Annotated in this window: 15 protein-coding genes; 8 read left to right on the top strand and 7 right to left on the bottom strand. The window is 54.6% G+C overall.

Translation table 11 applies throughout. The features are described from left to right. Nucleotides 1-32: 32 nt before the first annotated feature. Entirely contained in the window at nucleotides 33-593 is a 561-nt protein-coding gene (gmhB, locus tag AC6I8J_RS03815) for a D-glycero-beta-D-manno-heptose 1,7-bisphosphate 7-phosphatase (protein WP_260059237.1), read from the bottom strand. A 189-nt stretch (nucleotides 594-782) separates the two neighbouring features. Here gmhB and metN point away from each other — a divergent pair, with 189 nt between their 5' ends. The 6 genes from metN (at nucleotide 783) to proS (ending at nucleotide 6346) form a co-directional block, all read left to right on the top strand. Beyond that, nucleotides 783-1814, top strand: a complete 1032-nt coding sequence (metN, locus tag AC6I8J_RS03810) for a methionine ABC transporter ATP-binding protein MetN (protein ID WP_150010669.1) — start codon at nucleotides 783-785, stop codon at nucleotides 1812-1814. Continuing rightward, nucleotides 1807-2460, top strand: coding sequence for a methionine ABC transporter permease MetI (locus AC6I8J_RS03805; RefSeq protein WP_031375299.1), 654 nt, complete (start codon nucleotides 1807-1809; stop codon nucleotides 2458-2460). Before metN ends, AC6I8J_RS03805 begins: the two co-directional genes overlap by 8 nt. A 34-nt stretch (nucleotides 2461-2494) precedes the next feature. Then, nucleotides 2495-3310, top strand: coding sequence for a MetQ/NlpA family lipoprotein (locus AC6I8J_RS03800; protein WP_161735512.1), 816 nt, complete (start codon nucleotides 2495-2497; stop codon nucleotides 3308-3310). A gap of 128 nt (nucleotides 3311-3438) precedes the next feature. Then, a complete protein-coding gene (gene rcsF, locus AC6I8J_RS03795) occupies nucleotides 3439-3837 on the top strand; it encodes an envelope stress sensor lipoprotein RcsF (RefSeq protein ID WP_013356860.1) in 399 nt (132 codons plus the stop codon). Further along, nucleotides 3834-4538 (top strand): tRNA (N6-threonylcarbamoyladenosine(37)-N6)-methyltransferase TrmO, encoded by a 705-nt coding sequence (gene tsaA, locus AC6I8J_RS03790; RefSeq protein ID WP_161735510.1) that lies wholly within the window; start codon nucleotides 3834-3836, stop codon nucleotides 4536-4538. Before rcsF ends, tsaA begins: the two co-directional genes overlap by 4 nt. Nucleotides 4539-4627: 89 nt before the next feature. Beyond that, the gene (gene proS, locus AC6I8J_RS03785; protein WP_161735508.1) at nucleotides 4628-6346 is read left to right on the top strand and encodes a proline--tRNA ligase; all 1719 of its coding nucleotides are present in this window, start codon (nucleotides 4628-4630) and stop codon (nucleotides 6344-6346) included. Nucleotides 6347-6550: 204 nt separating this feature from the next. Here the strand turns inward: proS and arfB are convergent, their stop codons facing one another. Then, nucleotides 6551-6961 carry an alternative ribosome rescue aminoacyl-tRNA hydrolase ArfB gene (gene arfB / locus AC6I8J_RS03780; RefSeq protein WP_003852622.1) on the bottom strand — a complete coding sequence of 137 codons (411 nt, stop codon included), beginning with the start codon at nucleotides 6959-6961 and terminating at the stop codon, nucleotides 6551-6553. 217 nt (nucleotides 6962-7178) lie between these two features. Between arfB and AC6I8J_RS03775 the strand changes: the two genes are divergently transcribed. Then, nucleotides 7179-7379, top strand: coding sequence for a YaeP family protein (locus AC6I8J_RS03775; protein WP_003852623.1), 201 nt, complete (start codon nucleotides 7179-7181; stop codon nucleotides 7377-7379). Continuing rightward, the gene (gene rof, locus AC6I8J_RS03770) at nucleotides 7366-7626 is read left to right on the top strand and encodes a Rho-binding antiterminator (RefSeq protein WP_150010675.1); all 261 of its coding nucleotides are present in this window, start codon (nucleotides 7366-7368) and stop codon (nucleotides 7624-7626) included. The genes AC6I8J_RS03775 and rof overlap by 14 nt, the downstream gene beginning before the upstream one ends. 40 nt (nucleotides 7627-7666) lie before the next feature. On the opposite strand, the gene AC6I8J_RS03765 is transcribed toward rof, so the two are convergent. From AC6I8J_RS03765 to accA, 5 genes are all read right to left on the bottom strand, one after another. Further along, the gene (locus AC6I8J_RS03765; RefSeq protein WP_161735506.1) at nucleotides 7667-7975 is read right to left on the bottom strand and encodes a c-type cytochrome; all 309 of its coding nucleotides are present in this window, start codon (nucleotides 7973-7975) and stop codon (nucleotides 7667-7669) included. Then, the gene (gene tilS / locus AC6I8J_RS03760; RefSeq protein ID WP_497825104.1) at nucleotides 7914-9293 is read right to left on the bottom strand and encodes a tRNA lysidine(34) synthetase TilS; all 1380 of its coding nucleotides are present in this window, start codon (nucleotides 9291-9293) and stop codon (nucleotides 7914-7916) included. The genes AC6I8J_RS03765 and tilS overlap by 62 nt, the downstream gene beginning before the upstream one ends. A gap of 52 nt (nucleotides 9294-9345) precedes the next feature. Then, nucleotides 9346-9735, bottom strand: a complete 390-nt coding sequence (locus tag AC6I8J_RS03755) for a VOC family protein (RefSeq protein ID WP_161735504.1) — start codon at nucleotides 9733-9735, stop codon at nucleotides 9346-9348. A 64-nt stretch (nucleotides 9736-9799) separates the two neighbouring features. Beyond that, the gene (locus AC6I8J_RS03750) at nucleotides 9800-11950 is read right to left on the bottom strand and encodes a lysine decarboxylase LdcC (protein WP_161735502.1); all 2151 of its coding nucleotides are present in this window, start codon (nucleotides 11948-11950) and stop codon (nucleotides 9800-9802) included. Nucleotides 11951-12119: 169 nt separating this feature from the next. Further along, nucleotides 12120-13076, bottom strand: coding sequence for an acetyl-CoA carboxylase carboxyl transferase subunit alpha (gene accA, locus AC6I8J_RS03745; protein ID WP_013356851.1), 957 nt, complete (start codon nucleotides 13074-13076; stop codon nucleotides 12120-12122). Nucleotides 13077-13083: the final 7 nt, after the last annotated feature.

Genomic DNA, 13083 nt, shown 5'->3' with positions numbered 1-13083 from the left:
TGTTCGTCTGAAATTTGCACAAAAGCGCCGTTTTAGCCCTGTTTAATGCGTGCTGGCAGCTCTGCCAGGCTATTAATCACCCAGTCTGCTGCAGCTTCGCCTTCGGCCGTGACGGGTTTACCACTACGCACCAGCACTTTGGTGCCAACGCCCGCAGCCTTTCCTGCCAGCATATCTTCCAGCTTGTCACCCACCATATAAGAAGCAGCCATATCAATATGCAGCTCTTCCTGTGCAGTCAGCAGCATGCCTGGCTGTGGCTTACGGCAATCACATTCCTGACGGAATTCTTCTACTTTTGCTTCAGGATGGTGAGGACAGAAATAAATGCCATCAAGATCGACGTCGCGATCGGCCAGCGACCAGTCCATCCACTCTGTCAGACGCATAAAGGTATCTTCGGTAAACATACCGCGCGCTATGCCAGATTGATTGGTCACGACCACCAGTGCATATCCCATTGCCTTCAGTTTTTGCAGCGCTTCAATTGTGCCGTCAATAAACTGGAAGTCATCAATCTCATGGACATAGCCACTATCGACATTAAGGGTGCCATCACGATCAAGAAAAATAGCGGGGACTTTATTCGCCACGTAGAAACTCCTGCTGTAAAAATTGCCGATCAGTATCGCATGATTGCTATAAAAGGGAGAATGTCAGATTGAATCACTTCCATTGATTTAGACGTCTGGATGCCTTAACATCCATCCAGCTTTTATAGCGACTAAAAGTGACGAGGCTTCCCACACCACGGACAACGCAACACGATAATTAATAACATAATGATTAAACTAGAAAATATTACTAAAGTGTTTCAGCAGGGCTCGCGGACTATTCCGGCATTAACGGATGTCAGTCTGCACGTGCCTGCCGGACAGATTTATGGCGTTATCGGCGCTTCCGGTGCCGGTAAAAGTACATTGATTCGTTGCGTGAATCTGCTGGAGCGGCCTACTTCGGGTCGCGTACTGGTTGACGGAGCCGATCTGACTGCACTTAATGAACGTCAGTTAACCCAGGCGCGCCGCCAGATTGGCATGATATTCCAGCACTTTAACCTGATGAACTCACGCACCGTTGCGGGCAACGTTTCTCTGCCACTGGAACTCGGTAATCTCTCCCGCGCCCAGATCAACGCTCGTGTCACTGAGCTGCTGGAACTGGTGGGATTGTCTGATAAGCATGATGCCTGGCCTGCAAATCTCTCAGGCGGTCAGAAGCAGCGTGTCGCGATTGCCCGTGCGCTGGCCAGTAATCCCAAGGTTCTGCTGTGTGATGAAGCCACCAGCGCACTGGATCCCGCTACAACCCGCTCTATTCTGGAGTTGCTGAAAGATATCAACCGCCGCCTTGGGCTGACGATTCTCCTGATCACTCATGAGATGGATGTGGTGAAACGCATCTGCGATCAGGTTGCGGTCATCAGTCACGGTGAGTTAATCGAGAAAGACAGCGTCAGTGAGGTGTTCTCACACCCTAAGACGCCTCTGGCGCAGCAGTTTATTCAGTCTACCCTGCATCTGGATATCCCGGATGATTACCAGCAGCGTCTTTCAGCCACTGCCACTGAAGGCACCGTGCCGCTGCTGCGGCTGGAATTCACCGGTAAATCGGTTGATGCGCCACTGCTTTCCGAAGCGGCCCGCCGTTACAACGTGAATAACAACATTATCAGTGCCCAGATGGATTACGCCGGTGGTGTGAAGTTCGGCATTATGCTGGCCGAAATGCATGGCGCAGAGAGCGATACGCGCGAGGCGATAGCCTGGCTGAAAGAGAATCATGTGAAAGTAGAGGTGTTAGGTTATGTCTGAAGCGATGATGTGGTTGCTGGGACGAGGCGTATGGGAAACGCTGATGATGACCTTCGTCTCTGGCTTTTTCGGTTTTGTACTGGGCCTGCCGGTCGGCGTTTTACTTTATGTCACCCGTCCGGGCCAGATTCTGCAGAATCAGGGGCTGTACCGCGTGCTCTCCGCGCTGGTGAATATCTTCCGCTCCATACCTTTCATTATCTTACTGGTCTGGATGATTCCTTTTACCCGCGTTATCGTCGGCACCTCCATTGGACTGCAGGCAGCTATCGTTCCGCTGACCGTCGGCGCTGCACCGTTTATTGCGCGTATGGTTGAAAACGCCTTGCTGGAACTGCCTACCGGCCTGATCGAAGCCTCGCGTGCCATGGGTGCAACGCCAATGCAGATCATCCGTAAGGTCCTGTTGCCGGAAGCGATGCCAGGCCTGGTGAATGCGGCAACCATTACCCTGATTACGCTGGTCGGTTACTCCGCCATGGGTGGCGCAGTGGGTGCCGGTGGTCTGGGTCAGATCGGTTATCAGTATGGTTATATCGGATACAACGCCACGGTGATGAATACGGTATTGGTGTTGTTAGTGGTTTTGGTGTATCTCATTCAATTCTGTGGCGACCGCATCGTGCGTGCAGTGTCCCATAAGTAAGCCAGCAATCTCACATTATTAAGAAGGAAAGGATATGTCTTTCAGATTCAAAAAAATTGCCGCTGTGGGTGCACTGATTGGCGCGATTGCGCTGGCAGGATGCGATCAAAAAGAGAAAGACGCTAACCACATCAAAGTGGGCGTCATTGTTGGTGCTGAGCAGCAGGTTGCTGAAGCCGCACAGAAAGTGGCTAAAGATAAGTATGGTCTGGATGTTGAGCTGGTCACATTTAACGACTACGTGCTGCCGAATGAAGCGCTGAGCAAAGGCGATATCGACGTCAATGCTTTCCAGCACAAACCGTATCTGGATCAGCAGATCAAAGATCGTGGTTACAAGCTGGTTTCCGTAGGTAACTCCTTCGTCTACCCGATTGCAGGCTATTCGAAGAAGATCAAGTCACTGGATGAGCTGCAGGATGGCGCGCAGGTTGCCATTCCGAATGACCCGACGAACCTGGGCCGTACACTGCTGCTGCTGCAGAAAGTGGGGCTGATTAAACTGAAAGATGGCGTGGGCTTGCTGCCAACCTCGCTGGATATCACTGAGAATCCTAAGCATCTGAAAATTGTTGAGCTGGAAGCGCCGCAGCTGCCACGCTCACTGGACGATCAGCAGATCGCGCTCGCGGTTATCAACACCACTTACGCCAGCCAGATTGGCCTGACACCAGCCAAAGATGGCATTTTCGTCGAAGATAAAGACTCACCTTACGTGAACCTGATTGTCGCGCGCGAAGATAATAAAGATGCGGAAAACGTGAAGAAATTCGTCAAGGCTTACCAGTCTGACGAAGTTTACGCAGAAGCTAACAAAGTCTTTAATGGCGGCGCGGTTAAAGGCTGGTAATTCAGCTGTTCATCTCTTTAAGGGCGGCGCTATGCCGCCCTTTCTGTTATTGGGTGCCCTGCCCGACTTGTTATTTATTCTTGTCCTTGTTTCAATAACGCCACTTTTTGAAACCTGAGGATGTTGCCATGCGTTTTTTACCGCTCTGCTTGTTAGCATTGATGCTGACAGGGTGTGTTCATGAGTATCACCCGATAAGCAGCGCACCGTCCCGGCCGCAGCAATCCAGCCAACCGACCCGCAAACCTGTGGTACGACCGGCGCCGGTTAAGCTCTATACCGATGCCGCCGATCTGGTCAGTAAACCGTTCCGCGATCTGGGTGAAGTCTCCGCTGAAGATTGCCAGATCAGTAATCAGAACTCCCCGGCCAACATCGCCACAGCACGAAAACGTCTGCAGATTAAAGCATCACAGATGAAAGCCAATGCGGTGCTGCTGCATCAGTGTGAAATCGTCACCGGCACGCCGGGCTGCTATCGTCAGGCCGTCTGCCAGGGTTCAGCGCTGAAAGTCAGCAATCAATGAGTGAATTCGCCTTTGCGCAAATTGGGGTAATCCGCTCACCGTGGAAGGAGAAGTTTGCCGTGCCGCGCCAGCCAGGGCTGGTGCAGGATGGCGGCGGCGAACTGCACCTGCAGCCACCTTACAATCAGCCGGAAGCGGTGCGTGGGCTGGAAGCGTTCAGCCATCTCTGGTTGCTGTTTGTCTTCCATCAGACGATGGCCGGCGGCTGGCGTCCTACGGTTCGCCCTCCCCGACTGGGCGGCAATGCGCGCATGGGTGTATTTGCGACACGTTCAACGTTCCGTCCCAATCCCATTGGCATGTCGCTGGTTGAGCTAAAAGGTATCAGGATTGAAAAACAGCAGGTGATCCTGCAGCTTGGCAGTCTGGATCTGGTCGATGGCACGCCGGTGGTCGATATCAAACCTTATCTGCCCTTTGCCGAAGCGCTGCCTCATGCACAGGCAGGTTTTGCTCAGGCGGCACCTGCCGCTGATATGCCGGTTCGCTTCTCCGCTTTGGCCCAGCAGCAGCTTCAGCAGCAGTCGCGCTACCCCAATCTGGCACGTTTTATCAGCGAAGTGCTGGCACAGGATCCTCGTCCCGCTTACCGACAGAGCGAAACGCAGGCGCGGGAATATGCGGCCTGGCTGATGGATTTTAATGTACGCTGGCGCATTGATGATGCCGGTACTGAAGTAATCGCGATCGACCCGCGTTAAAACCCGCTTTTGAGCCGGTGATCTCACTGGTACACTAGCCGCCAGCAAAATTCTGTCTGTGACTTTCCGATCAACTGGAACCGTAATCAATGCGTACTACTCAATATCTGCTCTCTACTCAGAAAGAGACGCCTTCCGACGCTGAAGTGATCAGCCACCAGCTGATGCTGCGCGCCGGTATGATCCGCAAACTGGCTTCTGGCTTGTACACCTGGTTACCGACCGGGGTTCGCGTGCTGAAGAAAGTCGAAAACATCGTGCGTGAAGAGATGAACAACGCGGGCGCGGTTGAGATTTTAATGCCGGTTGTGCAGCCCGCCGACCTGTGGCAGGAGAGCGGTCGCTGGGAGGAGTATGGCCCGGAACTGTTACGTATTGCCGATCGCCACGAACGTCCGTTCGTGCTGGGTCCGACGCATGAAGAGGTGGTCACTGACCTGATCCGCAATGAGCTGAGCTCTTATAAGCAACTGCCACTCAACCTCTATCAGATTCAGACCAAATTCCGTGATGAAGTCCGTCCGCGCTTTGGCGTGATGCGTTCACGCGAGTTCATCATGAAAGATGCTTACTCATTCCATACGTCGCAGGAATCGCTGCAGGAAACCTATGACGCGATGTACCGCGCTTATAGCCAGATTTTCAGCCGTATGGGCCTGGATTTCCGTGCCGTGCAGGCCGACACTGGCTCTATCGGCGGCAGCGCATCACATGAGTTCCAGGTACTGGCGCAGAGCGGTGAAGATGATGTGATCTTCTCTACCGATTCTGATTACGCCGCCAACATTGAGCTGGCCGAAGCCGTTGCCCCCGCGGGTGAACGTGCCGCGCCATCGCAGGAGATGCAGCTGGTTGAGACGCCAGACGCAAAAACCATCGTCGAGCTGGTTGAGCAATTCAGTGTGCCTGTTGAAAAAACAGTGAAAACGCTGATTGTTAAAGGTGCCGAAGAGAGCGGCCACGCGCTGGTTGCCCTGCTGGTACGCGGCGATCATCAGCTTAATGAGATCAAAGCGGAGAAGTCAGAGATCGTTGCGTCACCGCTGGTGTTCGCGACCGAAGAAGAGATTCGCGCCGCAGTGGGTGCCGGACCGGGTTCAATCGGCCCGGTTGGTCTGCAGATGCCGATCATTGCTGACCGTACCGTGGCGAAGATGAGCGACTTCAGCGCCGGTGCCAACGTCGATGGTAAACACTACTTCGGCATTAACTGGGAGCGCGATCTGCCGCTGGCCAGCGTTGCAGATATCCGTAACGTGGTCGAAGGCGATTTAAGCCCGGATGGCAAAGGTACGCTGCAGATCAAACGCGGCATCGAAGTGGGTCACATCTTCCAGCTCGGCACCAAGTATTCTGACGCGCTGAAAGCCTCCGTTCAGGGTGAAGATGGCCGTAATCAGGTGATGAGCATGGGCTGCTATGGCATCGGCATCACTCGCGTGGTTGCCGCAGCCATTGAGCAGAACCATGACGATCGCGGCATCATCTGGCCAGCCGCACTGGCACCGTTCGAAGTGGCAATTCTGCCGATGAATATGCAGAAATCGTTCCGCGTTAAAGAGCTGGCGGAAGAGCTGTATGCCACCCTGCGAGCCAGGGGCGTTGAGGTTATTCTGGATGACCGTAAAGAGCGTCCGGGCGTGATGTTCGCAGATATGGAACTGATCGGTGTGCCGCACACCATCGTCATCGGCGACCGCAATCTCGACAATCAGGAGATTGAATATAAATCACGTCGTGCCGGTGAGAAGCAGATGATTAAGCAGGATGAAATCGTTGATTTCCTGCTGAAGGCTCTGAATAAGTAAGTTCTTAGCGTTAGTCAAAGCGGGCTGAATCTGGCCGCAACTGATGAGTTCAACGTGAAAGGAACCGGGTCAGAAGAGGAAAGCGGCCATGGATGGCTTTAGCGACTTTCCGGTCTGACCCGGTTCCCTGAGAAAGCTCGGAATCTCTTCAAGGCTCGCCCCTGAAGTTATAAGTACTCAAACGCCCCGCCTGCGGGGCGTTTTTTATTGCACCTTGCCGCGCATCGATTTAGTCGAACTGCGTCGCGCTTTTCCTTCCAGACGACGTTCTTTCGAGGCGCGTGTCGGACGCGTGGCGCGCCGGGCTTTTTCGACGGTGCTCAGCTCCTGGATCAGATTGACCAGACGTTGCAGCGCCGCTTCACGATTCATCTCCTGACTACGATACTCCTGCGCCTTAATCACCACGACGCCATCACCGGTAATCAGATGATGGCTGGCGGTGAGCAGTCGCTCTTTATAAAACGCAGGCAGTGAAGAGGCCGCAATATCGAAACGCAGATGAATGGCGGTGCTGGCTTTGTTGACATGTTGTCCGCCTGCACCCTGGGCACGAATCGCCGTCAGCTCGATCTCACTCTCCGGAATCTCAACCGAACGGGATAGCATAATCATTAGCGCTCTCCCCATACCTTAATCACGTTGACCTCCGATAACCTGTTCATCAATTTAACCTTTTGTGCTCTGATTCAGTCCGCCTGAGACAGCGGAATCTGTCACTTTAGCAGTGATTCGCGCACTGATCCTGCTTTACACAGGCTGATTTCCTCCAAATGGCTATGATATAGTCGCCAGTTAACCAGAGTATTTACGCTCTGCTGAGGAGGGCCACGTGCAAAATTATTGTGAGTTAGTTCGCCGGAAATATGCCGAAATCGGCAGCGGGGATTTAGGTTACATACCGGATGCGATTGGCTGCGCATTAAAGGCACTTAATGATATTGCCGCAAATACTGAGCTAAACTCTTCTGTCAGGGAACAGGCGGCTTACGCCGCTGCTAACTTATTGGTGAGCGACTATGTTGATAAATGAAGCGTACCAACCTATCAATTGCGATGATTACGATAATCTGGAGCTCGCCTGCCAGAACCACTGGATGCTGTCGCTGGAAATGAAAGATGGCGAGCAGCTCAAGGCAAAGGCTAAAGAGATCTTTTCACGCAAGAATGTGGAATATCTGGCTATCGATCTTTCCGGTGAGCATCGCGAATTACGTCTCGATCATATCGCCAGCTTTACCCATCCCGAACTGGGTACGGTCGTGGTCAGCGCAGAGTAATCCACGCATTCCGGGCGGGACCTTCCCGCCCGTTTAAACATCAGGGCTGTAACGAACTGTAGTACGCCGCCAGATCCGCCATATCGCTATCGCTTAATCCCGCCACAAACGCCTTCATGACCTCAGCCTGACCCCCGCTGCGCTCACCCTTTTTGTAGGCCTGCAGCGCATGCTCCAGATAAGGGGCGTGTTGTCCGGCCAGGTTTGGGTAGAGCGGCACCGCCGCTTTGCCCGCTGCGCCATGACACGCCATGCAACTGGCCGCTTTTTCTGCGCCGCGGTGCGCATCACCCGCCGCCCATGCCGGTAACACGGCGGCCACTAAACAGGCGATAAGCCATTGCTTCATTGTTATTGCTCTCCTGCGCAGGTGTCATGTCCCAGACTATCTGCCAGCCCTGCTGATCACTGGCCGCGCCAGCATGGGTGACAAAGAGATTCGGTAGACAGACCAGCGCCTGGTTGTAAAAAATTAACGGCAGCCGTTCTCGCTGCCACGGCGGTATCTGTAACTCCTGCCAAAGCTTTTTCATTTCTCTTCCGCCATTGCGACCCACCACATGAACGTGACCCTGCGCATGGAACCGCACGCTGATCTGCTCATCCGGCTGAGGATAGCGTAACAGGCTTTGTGACTGGCTGGCTCGCAGCGTGCCGAGATTCTGTGGTAAATCCAGCGGCTGGCGAATATCGGGCCATGCCAGCTCAGTGTCTCGCAGTGACGGGAATAACGGCAGCCAGTAGAGTTGCTGACGGTACCGACGCAATTCAGCCTGACCGAAGCGTAGCCGGGGCTGTGCATCTTCCCGGCTTACCATCACTTCATCGCAAATACGCTTCAGCGCATCACGGGATGGCATCGCCCCACCCTGTCCGGCGATCCAGCGGCGCAATAACGCGTTAGCACGCAGCGCGCTCATGTTCATTAAAGGTGGAAAGTAGAGGCTGCCGTCAGGCTGGATCAGCTCGGCCAGTTGCCCGGCGAGCAGTTCATCCAGCAACTGCTCCTGTTCACTGCACAATGCCGCACTTCGGGCCGTTGCCTCGGCAAAATGGGGCCAGCGCTGATAAAGCTCAGGCAGCAGCCGCTGGCGTAAGAAGTTACGATCGTAGCGAAGATCCTGATTGCTTTCATCATCTATCCACACCAGCTGATGTACGTCGGCGTAAGCTTCCAGCGACTTTCGCGACTGATTCAGCAGCGGACGCACCAGCTGATGGGAACCCAGCATGCGCGATGATGGCATCGCAGCCAGCCCGGCGGGACCACTGCCGCGCTTCAGCGCCAGCAGAAAGGTTTCACACTGATCGTCGAGGTGCTGCGCGGTAAGTAATATCTCGCCCGGCTTGAGCGCGGCGCTCAGCGCCTGATAACGGGCGGTGCGGGCGGCTGCTTCAATCCCGGTTTCCCTGTCATCCACCGTCACGCGCAGCACGTCACATGTCAGCTGCAACTGTTCGCATATCGTCTGGCAATGGGCGGCCCATGCATCGGCATTCGGGCTAAGACCGTGATGCACATGCAACGCCCGCAGGCGCGACTGAGGATGCTGCTGCTGCCAGCCGTGAAGCTGATGCAGCAGCACCGTTGAATCGAGTCCGCCGCTGAATGCGACTACCAGCGCGGCATCAGGTTGCAACAGAGCGTCAAAAGCGGGCAAAGACATAGCGGCATCCGAAAAATCGGGCCACTGAATGTCGCCCGCTGAACGCGCTATTTTACGCCTGATAAAGCTCCAGCGGCAAACCATCCGGATCCGTAAAGAACGTACACTGTTTACCGGTCAGTTCATCAATGCGAATCGGCTCGCAGATAACACCTTTATCGGCCAGCGTGGCGACAGCAGCGACCACATCCGGCACGGTAAAGGCCAGGTGGCGCAGGCCACATGCTTCGGGATGACTGACCCGCGCCGGCGGCTCAGGGAAAGAGAACAGCTCAATGGTATAGCGATCCTGTAAGGCCAGGTCGCCTTTCCAGGAGTCGCGCGCCTCGCGGTAAACTTCGCCCATCAGGCGAAAGCCCAGCACGTCACAATAGAACGCTTTGCTGCGCTGATAGTCGGACGCGATGATGGCGATGTGGTGAATAGCGGTTAACTGCAACATAGTGAATGTCCTGATTCAGGCAGGCTGCCCGCAGACCGCCTGCCGCTGTGAGTGGTTTAAGGGTTTACGCGGGATCGTTTTTTAGCACGCGAACGCGGTACTCGCCCTCTTCCGTCAGGCTGGCACCGTGAATATCGGTTTCGAAGCCGGGATAATGCCGGCCAATGCTGCACAGCATTAGCAGGAAGTCGAGCACAGCACGGCTCTTCTCCGTAATCATCTCGCCCGGCATCACCAGTGGAACGCCTGGCGGATAAGGCAGAATCATGTTGGCCGACACCCGCCCGACCAGTTCACTGAGATCCACCGTTTCGATATTGCCCTTCACCTGCTGCTGAAACGCCTGATGCGGCGTCATTTTCATTTCGGGCAGCACATCAAATGCCTGCAGCATCAGACGCGGCAGATCGTGATGGCGGATCAGCTGATGGATCCCCTGCGCCAGCGTCTGGATACGCATATTTCGATAAAAGTCGGGATCTTCAGCGTAGAGATCCGGCAGCATATTTTTCACCCGCAGATTGAGATCGTAGGCGCGTTTAAACTCGGTCAGACCGCGCAGCACGCTCATCGCTTTGGTTTTGTCGATGCCGATACTGAACAGGAACAGCAGGTTATAGGGGCCGGTCTTCTCCACTACAATGCCGCGCTCATCGAGAAACTTCGCTACCAGCGCGGCCGGGATCCCCTCTTCCGCCATCTCACCCAGCTCGCTCATACCTGGCGTCAGAATGGTGACCTTGATCGGATCGAGGTACATGTGGTCACGATCGGCCTGCGTAAATCCGTGCCACTCTTCGTCGCCGGGCTGGATCGCCCAGCATTGCGCTTCATCAATCTGTTCCGGCTGCCAGATATCGAAGAACCAGCTGTCAGACTCTTCGCGCAGGCGCTGGATTTCCCGACGGAAGTGCAGCGCGCGTTCCACCGAGCGATTGATTAACCGCTTACCGGGGTTACCGCGCAGCATGGCGGCGGCAGTTTCAATTGAGGAGACAATAGCGTAATTGGGCGAGGTGGTGGTGTGCATCATGTAGGCTTCGTTAAACGTCTGTTCGTCGTAGTCGCCTTTAATGTGAATCATGGAGGCCTGCGAGAACGCCGCCAGCAGTTTGTGGGTCGATTGCGTCTCGTATATCACCTTGCCCGGAATACGATCGCCACTCATGCCGCTTTTACCGGCATAAATCGGATGGAAATTGGTGTAAGGCACCCAGGCTGAATCGAAATGAATTGACGGCACATCCAGCGTCTCTTTAATGAACTGGGTATTGTAGAGCAGCCCATCGTAAGTGGAGTTGGTGATCACCGCATGCACCGGCCAGGTAGCGCGATCGGTGGTCGCGACCTTCTGCGTAATGCTCTCACGGGTGAACTCGTGCTTCGGGATACCGCCGAGAATCCCCAGCGCATTGCGGGTCGGCTTCAGCCAGATCGGGACCAGATCGCTCATCATCAGCAGATGAGTCAGAGACTTGTGGCAGTTGCGATCGATCAATACGGTGCTGCCCGCCGGGGCCGCATACATGCCGACAATTTTGTTCGACGTTGAGGTGCCATTGGTCACCATATAACTCTGCTCGGCGCCAAACGTGCGTGCGATGTACTCTTCCGCTTCAAGGTGCGGGCCGGTGTGATCCAGCAGCGAACCCAGCTCGGTCACTGAAATGGAGATGTCCGACTTCAGCGTATTGGCCCCGAAGAAATCGTAGAACAGGCAGCCTACCGGGCTCTTCTGAAATGCGGTGCCCGCCATATGGCCCGGTGTGCAGAAGGTGTACTTGCCCTCTTTCACATAGGTGAACAATGCTTTGGTCAGCGGCGGCGTAATGTGGTCGAGATAGTCATCGGTATACTGCCGGATATGCAGCGCGATATCGTCGGCGGCATTCAGCGCATATTCAAAAAAGTGCAGCGGCATGCGCATCTCATTGATGCTGATGTCCATCTGTGAGTGGGTATTAATAAAGGCGTACAGCGGCAGGTATTCGTTGAGCTGATTAATCTCACCACACAGTTCAGGACTGTTGTGTGCATCCCAGTCGAAGATGACGCCGCTGATACGCGGATTGTGTTCAATCAGCTTCAGCAGATCATCACTGTTTTTCGGGTAAAGCAGCTGGAAGCCTTGCAGATTTAACGCCGCGTCGAGTTCGCGTAACGGTTCATCTTTATAAAACACGCCGTGCGCGCCCATGATCGCCAGAATATTCAATGCCCCTCTCCCTGATTGTTGTGGAACCGGACAAGCATAACCGCTAACTCAGGGAAGGTGTAGCAAGGGGACGATCAGATGAGGCTGAAAGGCGTCAGACCGCGTGCGGGGGCTGAACTGGCGGCATAAAAAAAGCGGACCGAAGTCCGCTTTTATTGATGGGCTAAAATCAGGCGTAGCCATAGCTCATCAGACGCTGATAACGACGATCCAGCAGCTCCTCGGTGGTTAATCCATCGAGGTCGGCCAGGTCAGCCAGCAGCTGCTGCTTGAGTGACTGCGCCATATCCACCGGACGACGATGCGCGCCACCCAGCGGTTCAGGGATGACGGAGTCAATCAGCTTCAGCTCTTTCAGACGGTGTGCAGTAATGCCCATCGCTTCGGCGGCAAGCGGTGCTTTGTCAGCGCTTTTCCACAGAATGGAAGCACAGCCTTCCGGCGAGATCACTGAATAAGTGCTGTACTGCAGCATATTCACTTTATCGCCCACGCCAATTGCCAGCGCGCCACCTGAACCGCCTTCACCGATGACCGTACAGATCACGGGTACTTTCAGACCAGACATTTCACGCAGGTTGCGGGCAATCGCTTCAGACTGCCCACGCTCTTCCGCGCCCACGCCCGGATAAGCACCCGGTGTGTCGATGAAGGTGATGATTGGCATTTTGAAACGTTCAGCCATCTCCATCAGGCGCAGCGCTTTGCGGTAGCCTTCCGGTGCGGGCATGCCGAAGTTACGGCGAATCTTCTCTTTGGTTTCACGGCCTTTCTGGTGCCCGATGATCATCACCGGACGTCCATCAAGACGCGCAATCCCGCCGACAATCGCTTTGTCGTCCGCATAAGCACGGTCGCCCGCCAGCTCATCGAAATCGTCGAAGGCGTTGCGAACGTAGTCAAAGGTGTAAGGACGTAAAGGATGGCGTGCCAGTTGGGCAATTTGCCATGCGCCCAAATCGGCGAAGATTTTACGGGTCAGCTCAACGCTTTTCTCACGCAGACGCTGAACTTCTTCATCCAGATTAACGTGTTTATCATCCTGACGACCAATCGAGGTCAGCGAATCAATCTTCGCTTCCAGTTCTGCAATTGGCTGTTCAAAATCCAGGTAATTAAGACTCATAATGTTC

The organism is Pantoea sp. X-Soil-ISGK-355, from assembly GCF_059730805.1.
The sequence above is the reverse complement of the archived record's forward strand: the minus strand, read 5'-3'. Positions and strand labels throughout refer to the sequence as shown.

Bases quoted from the DNA above. Each gene is read 5' to 3' on its own strand.
- metN (WP_150010669.1), top strand. From the start codon at position 783: ATGATTAAACTAGAAAATATTACTAAAGTGTTTCAGCAGGGCTCGCGG.
- AC6I8J_RS03805 (WP_031375299.1), top strand. From the start codon at position 1,807: ATGTCTGAAGCGATGATGTGGTTGCTGGGACGAGGCGTATGGGAAACG.
- AC6I8J_RS03800 (WP_161735512.1), top strand. From the start codon at position 2,495: ATGTCTTTCAGATTCAAAAAAATTGCCGCTGTGGGTGCACTGATTGGC.
- rcsF (WP_013356860.1), top strand. From the start codon at position 3,439: ATGCGTTTTTTACCGCTCTGCTTGTTAGCATTGATGCTGACAGGGTGT.
- tsaA (WP_161735510.1), top strand. From the start codon at position 3,834: ATGAGTGAATTCGCCTTTGCGCAAATTGGGGTAATCCGCTCACCGTGG.
- proS (WP_161735508.1), top strand. From the start codon at position 4,628: ATGCGTACTACTCAATATCTGCTCTCTACTCAGAAAGAGACGCCTTCC.
- arfB (WP_003852622.1), bottom strand. From the start codon at position 6,961: ATGATTATGCTATCCCGTTCGGTTGAGATTCCGGAGAGTGAGATCGAG.
- rof (WP_150010675.1), top strand. From the start codon at position 7,366: ATGTTGATAAATGAAGCGTACCAACCTATCAATTGCGATGATTACGAT.
- AC6I8J_RS03765 (WP_161735506.1), bottom strand. From the start codon at position 7,975: ATGAAGCAATGGCTTATCGCCTGTTTAGTGGCCGCCGTGTTACCGGCA.
- tilS (WP_497825104.1), bottom strand. From the start codon at position 9,293: ATGTCTTTGCCCGCTTTTGACGCTCTGTTGCAACCTGATGCCGCGCTG.
- AC6I8J_RS03755 (WP_161735504.1), bottom strand. From the start codon at position 9,735: ATGTTGCAGTTAACCGCTATTCACCACATCGCCATCATCGCGTCCGAC.
- accA (WP_013356851.1), bottom strand. From the start codon at position 13,076: ATGAGTCTTAATTACCTGGATTTTGAACAGCCAATTGCAGAACTGGAA.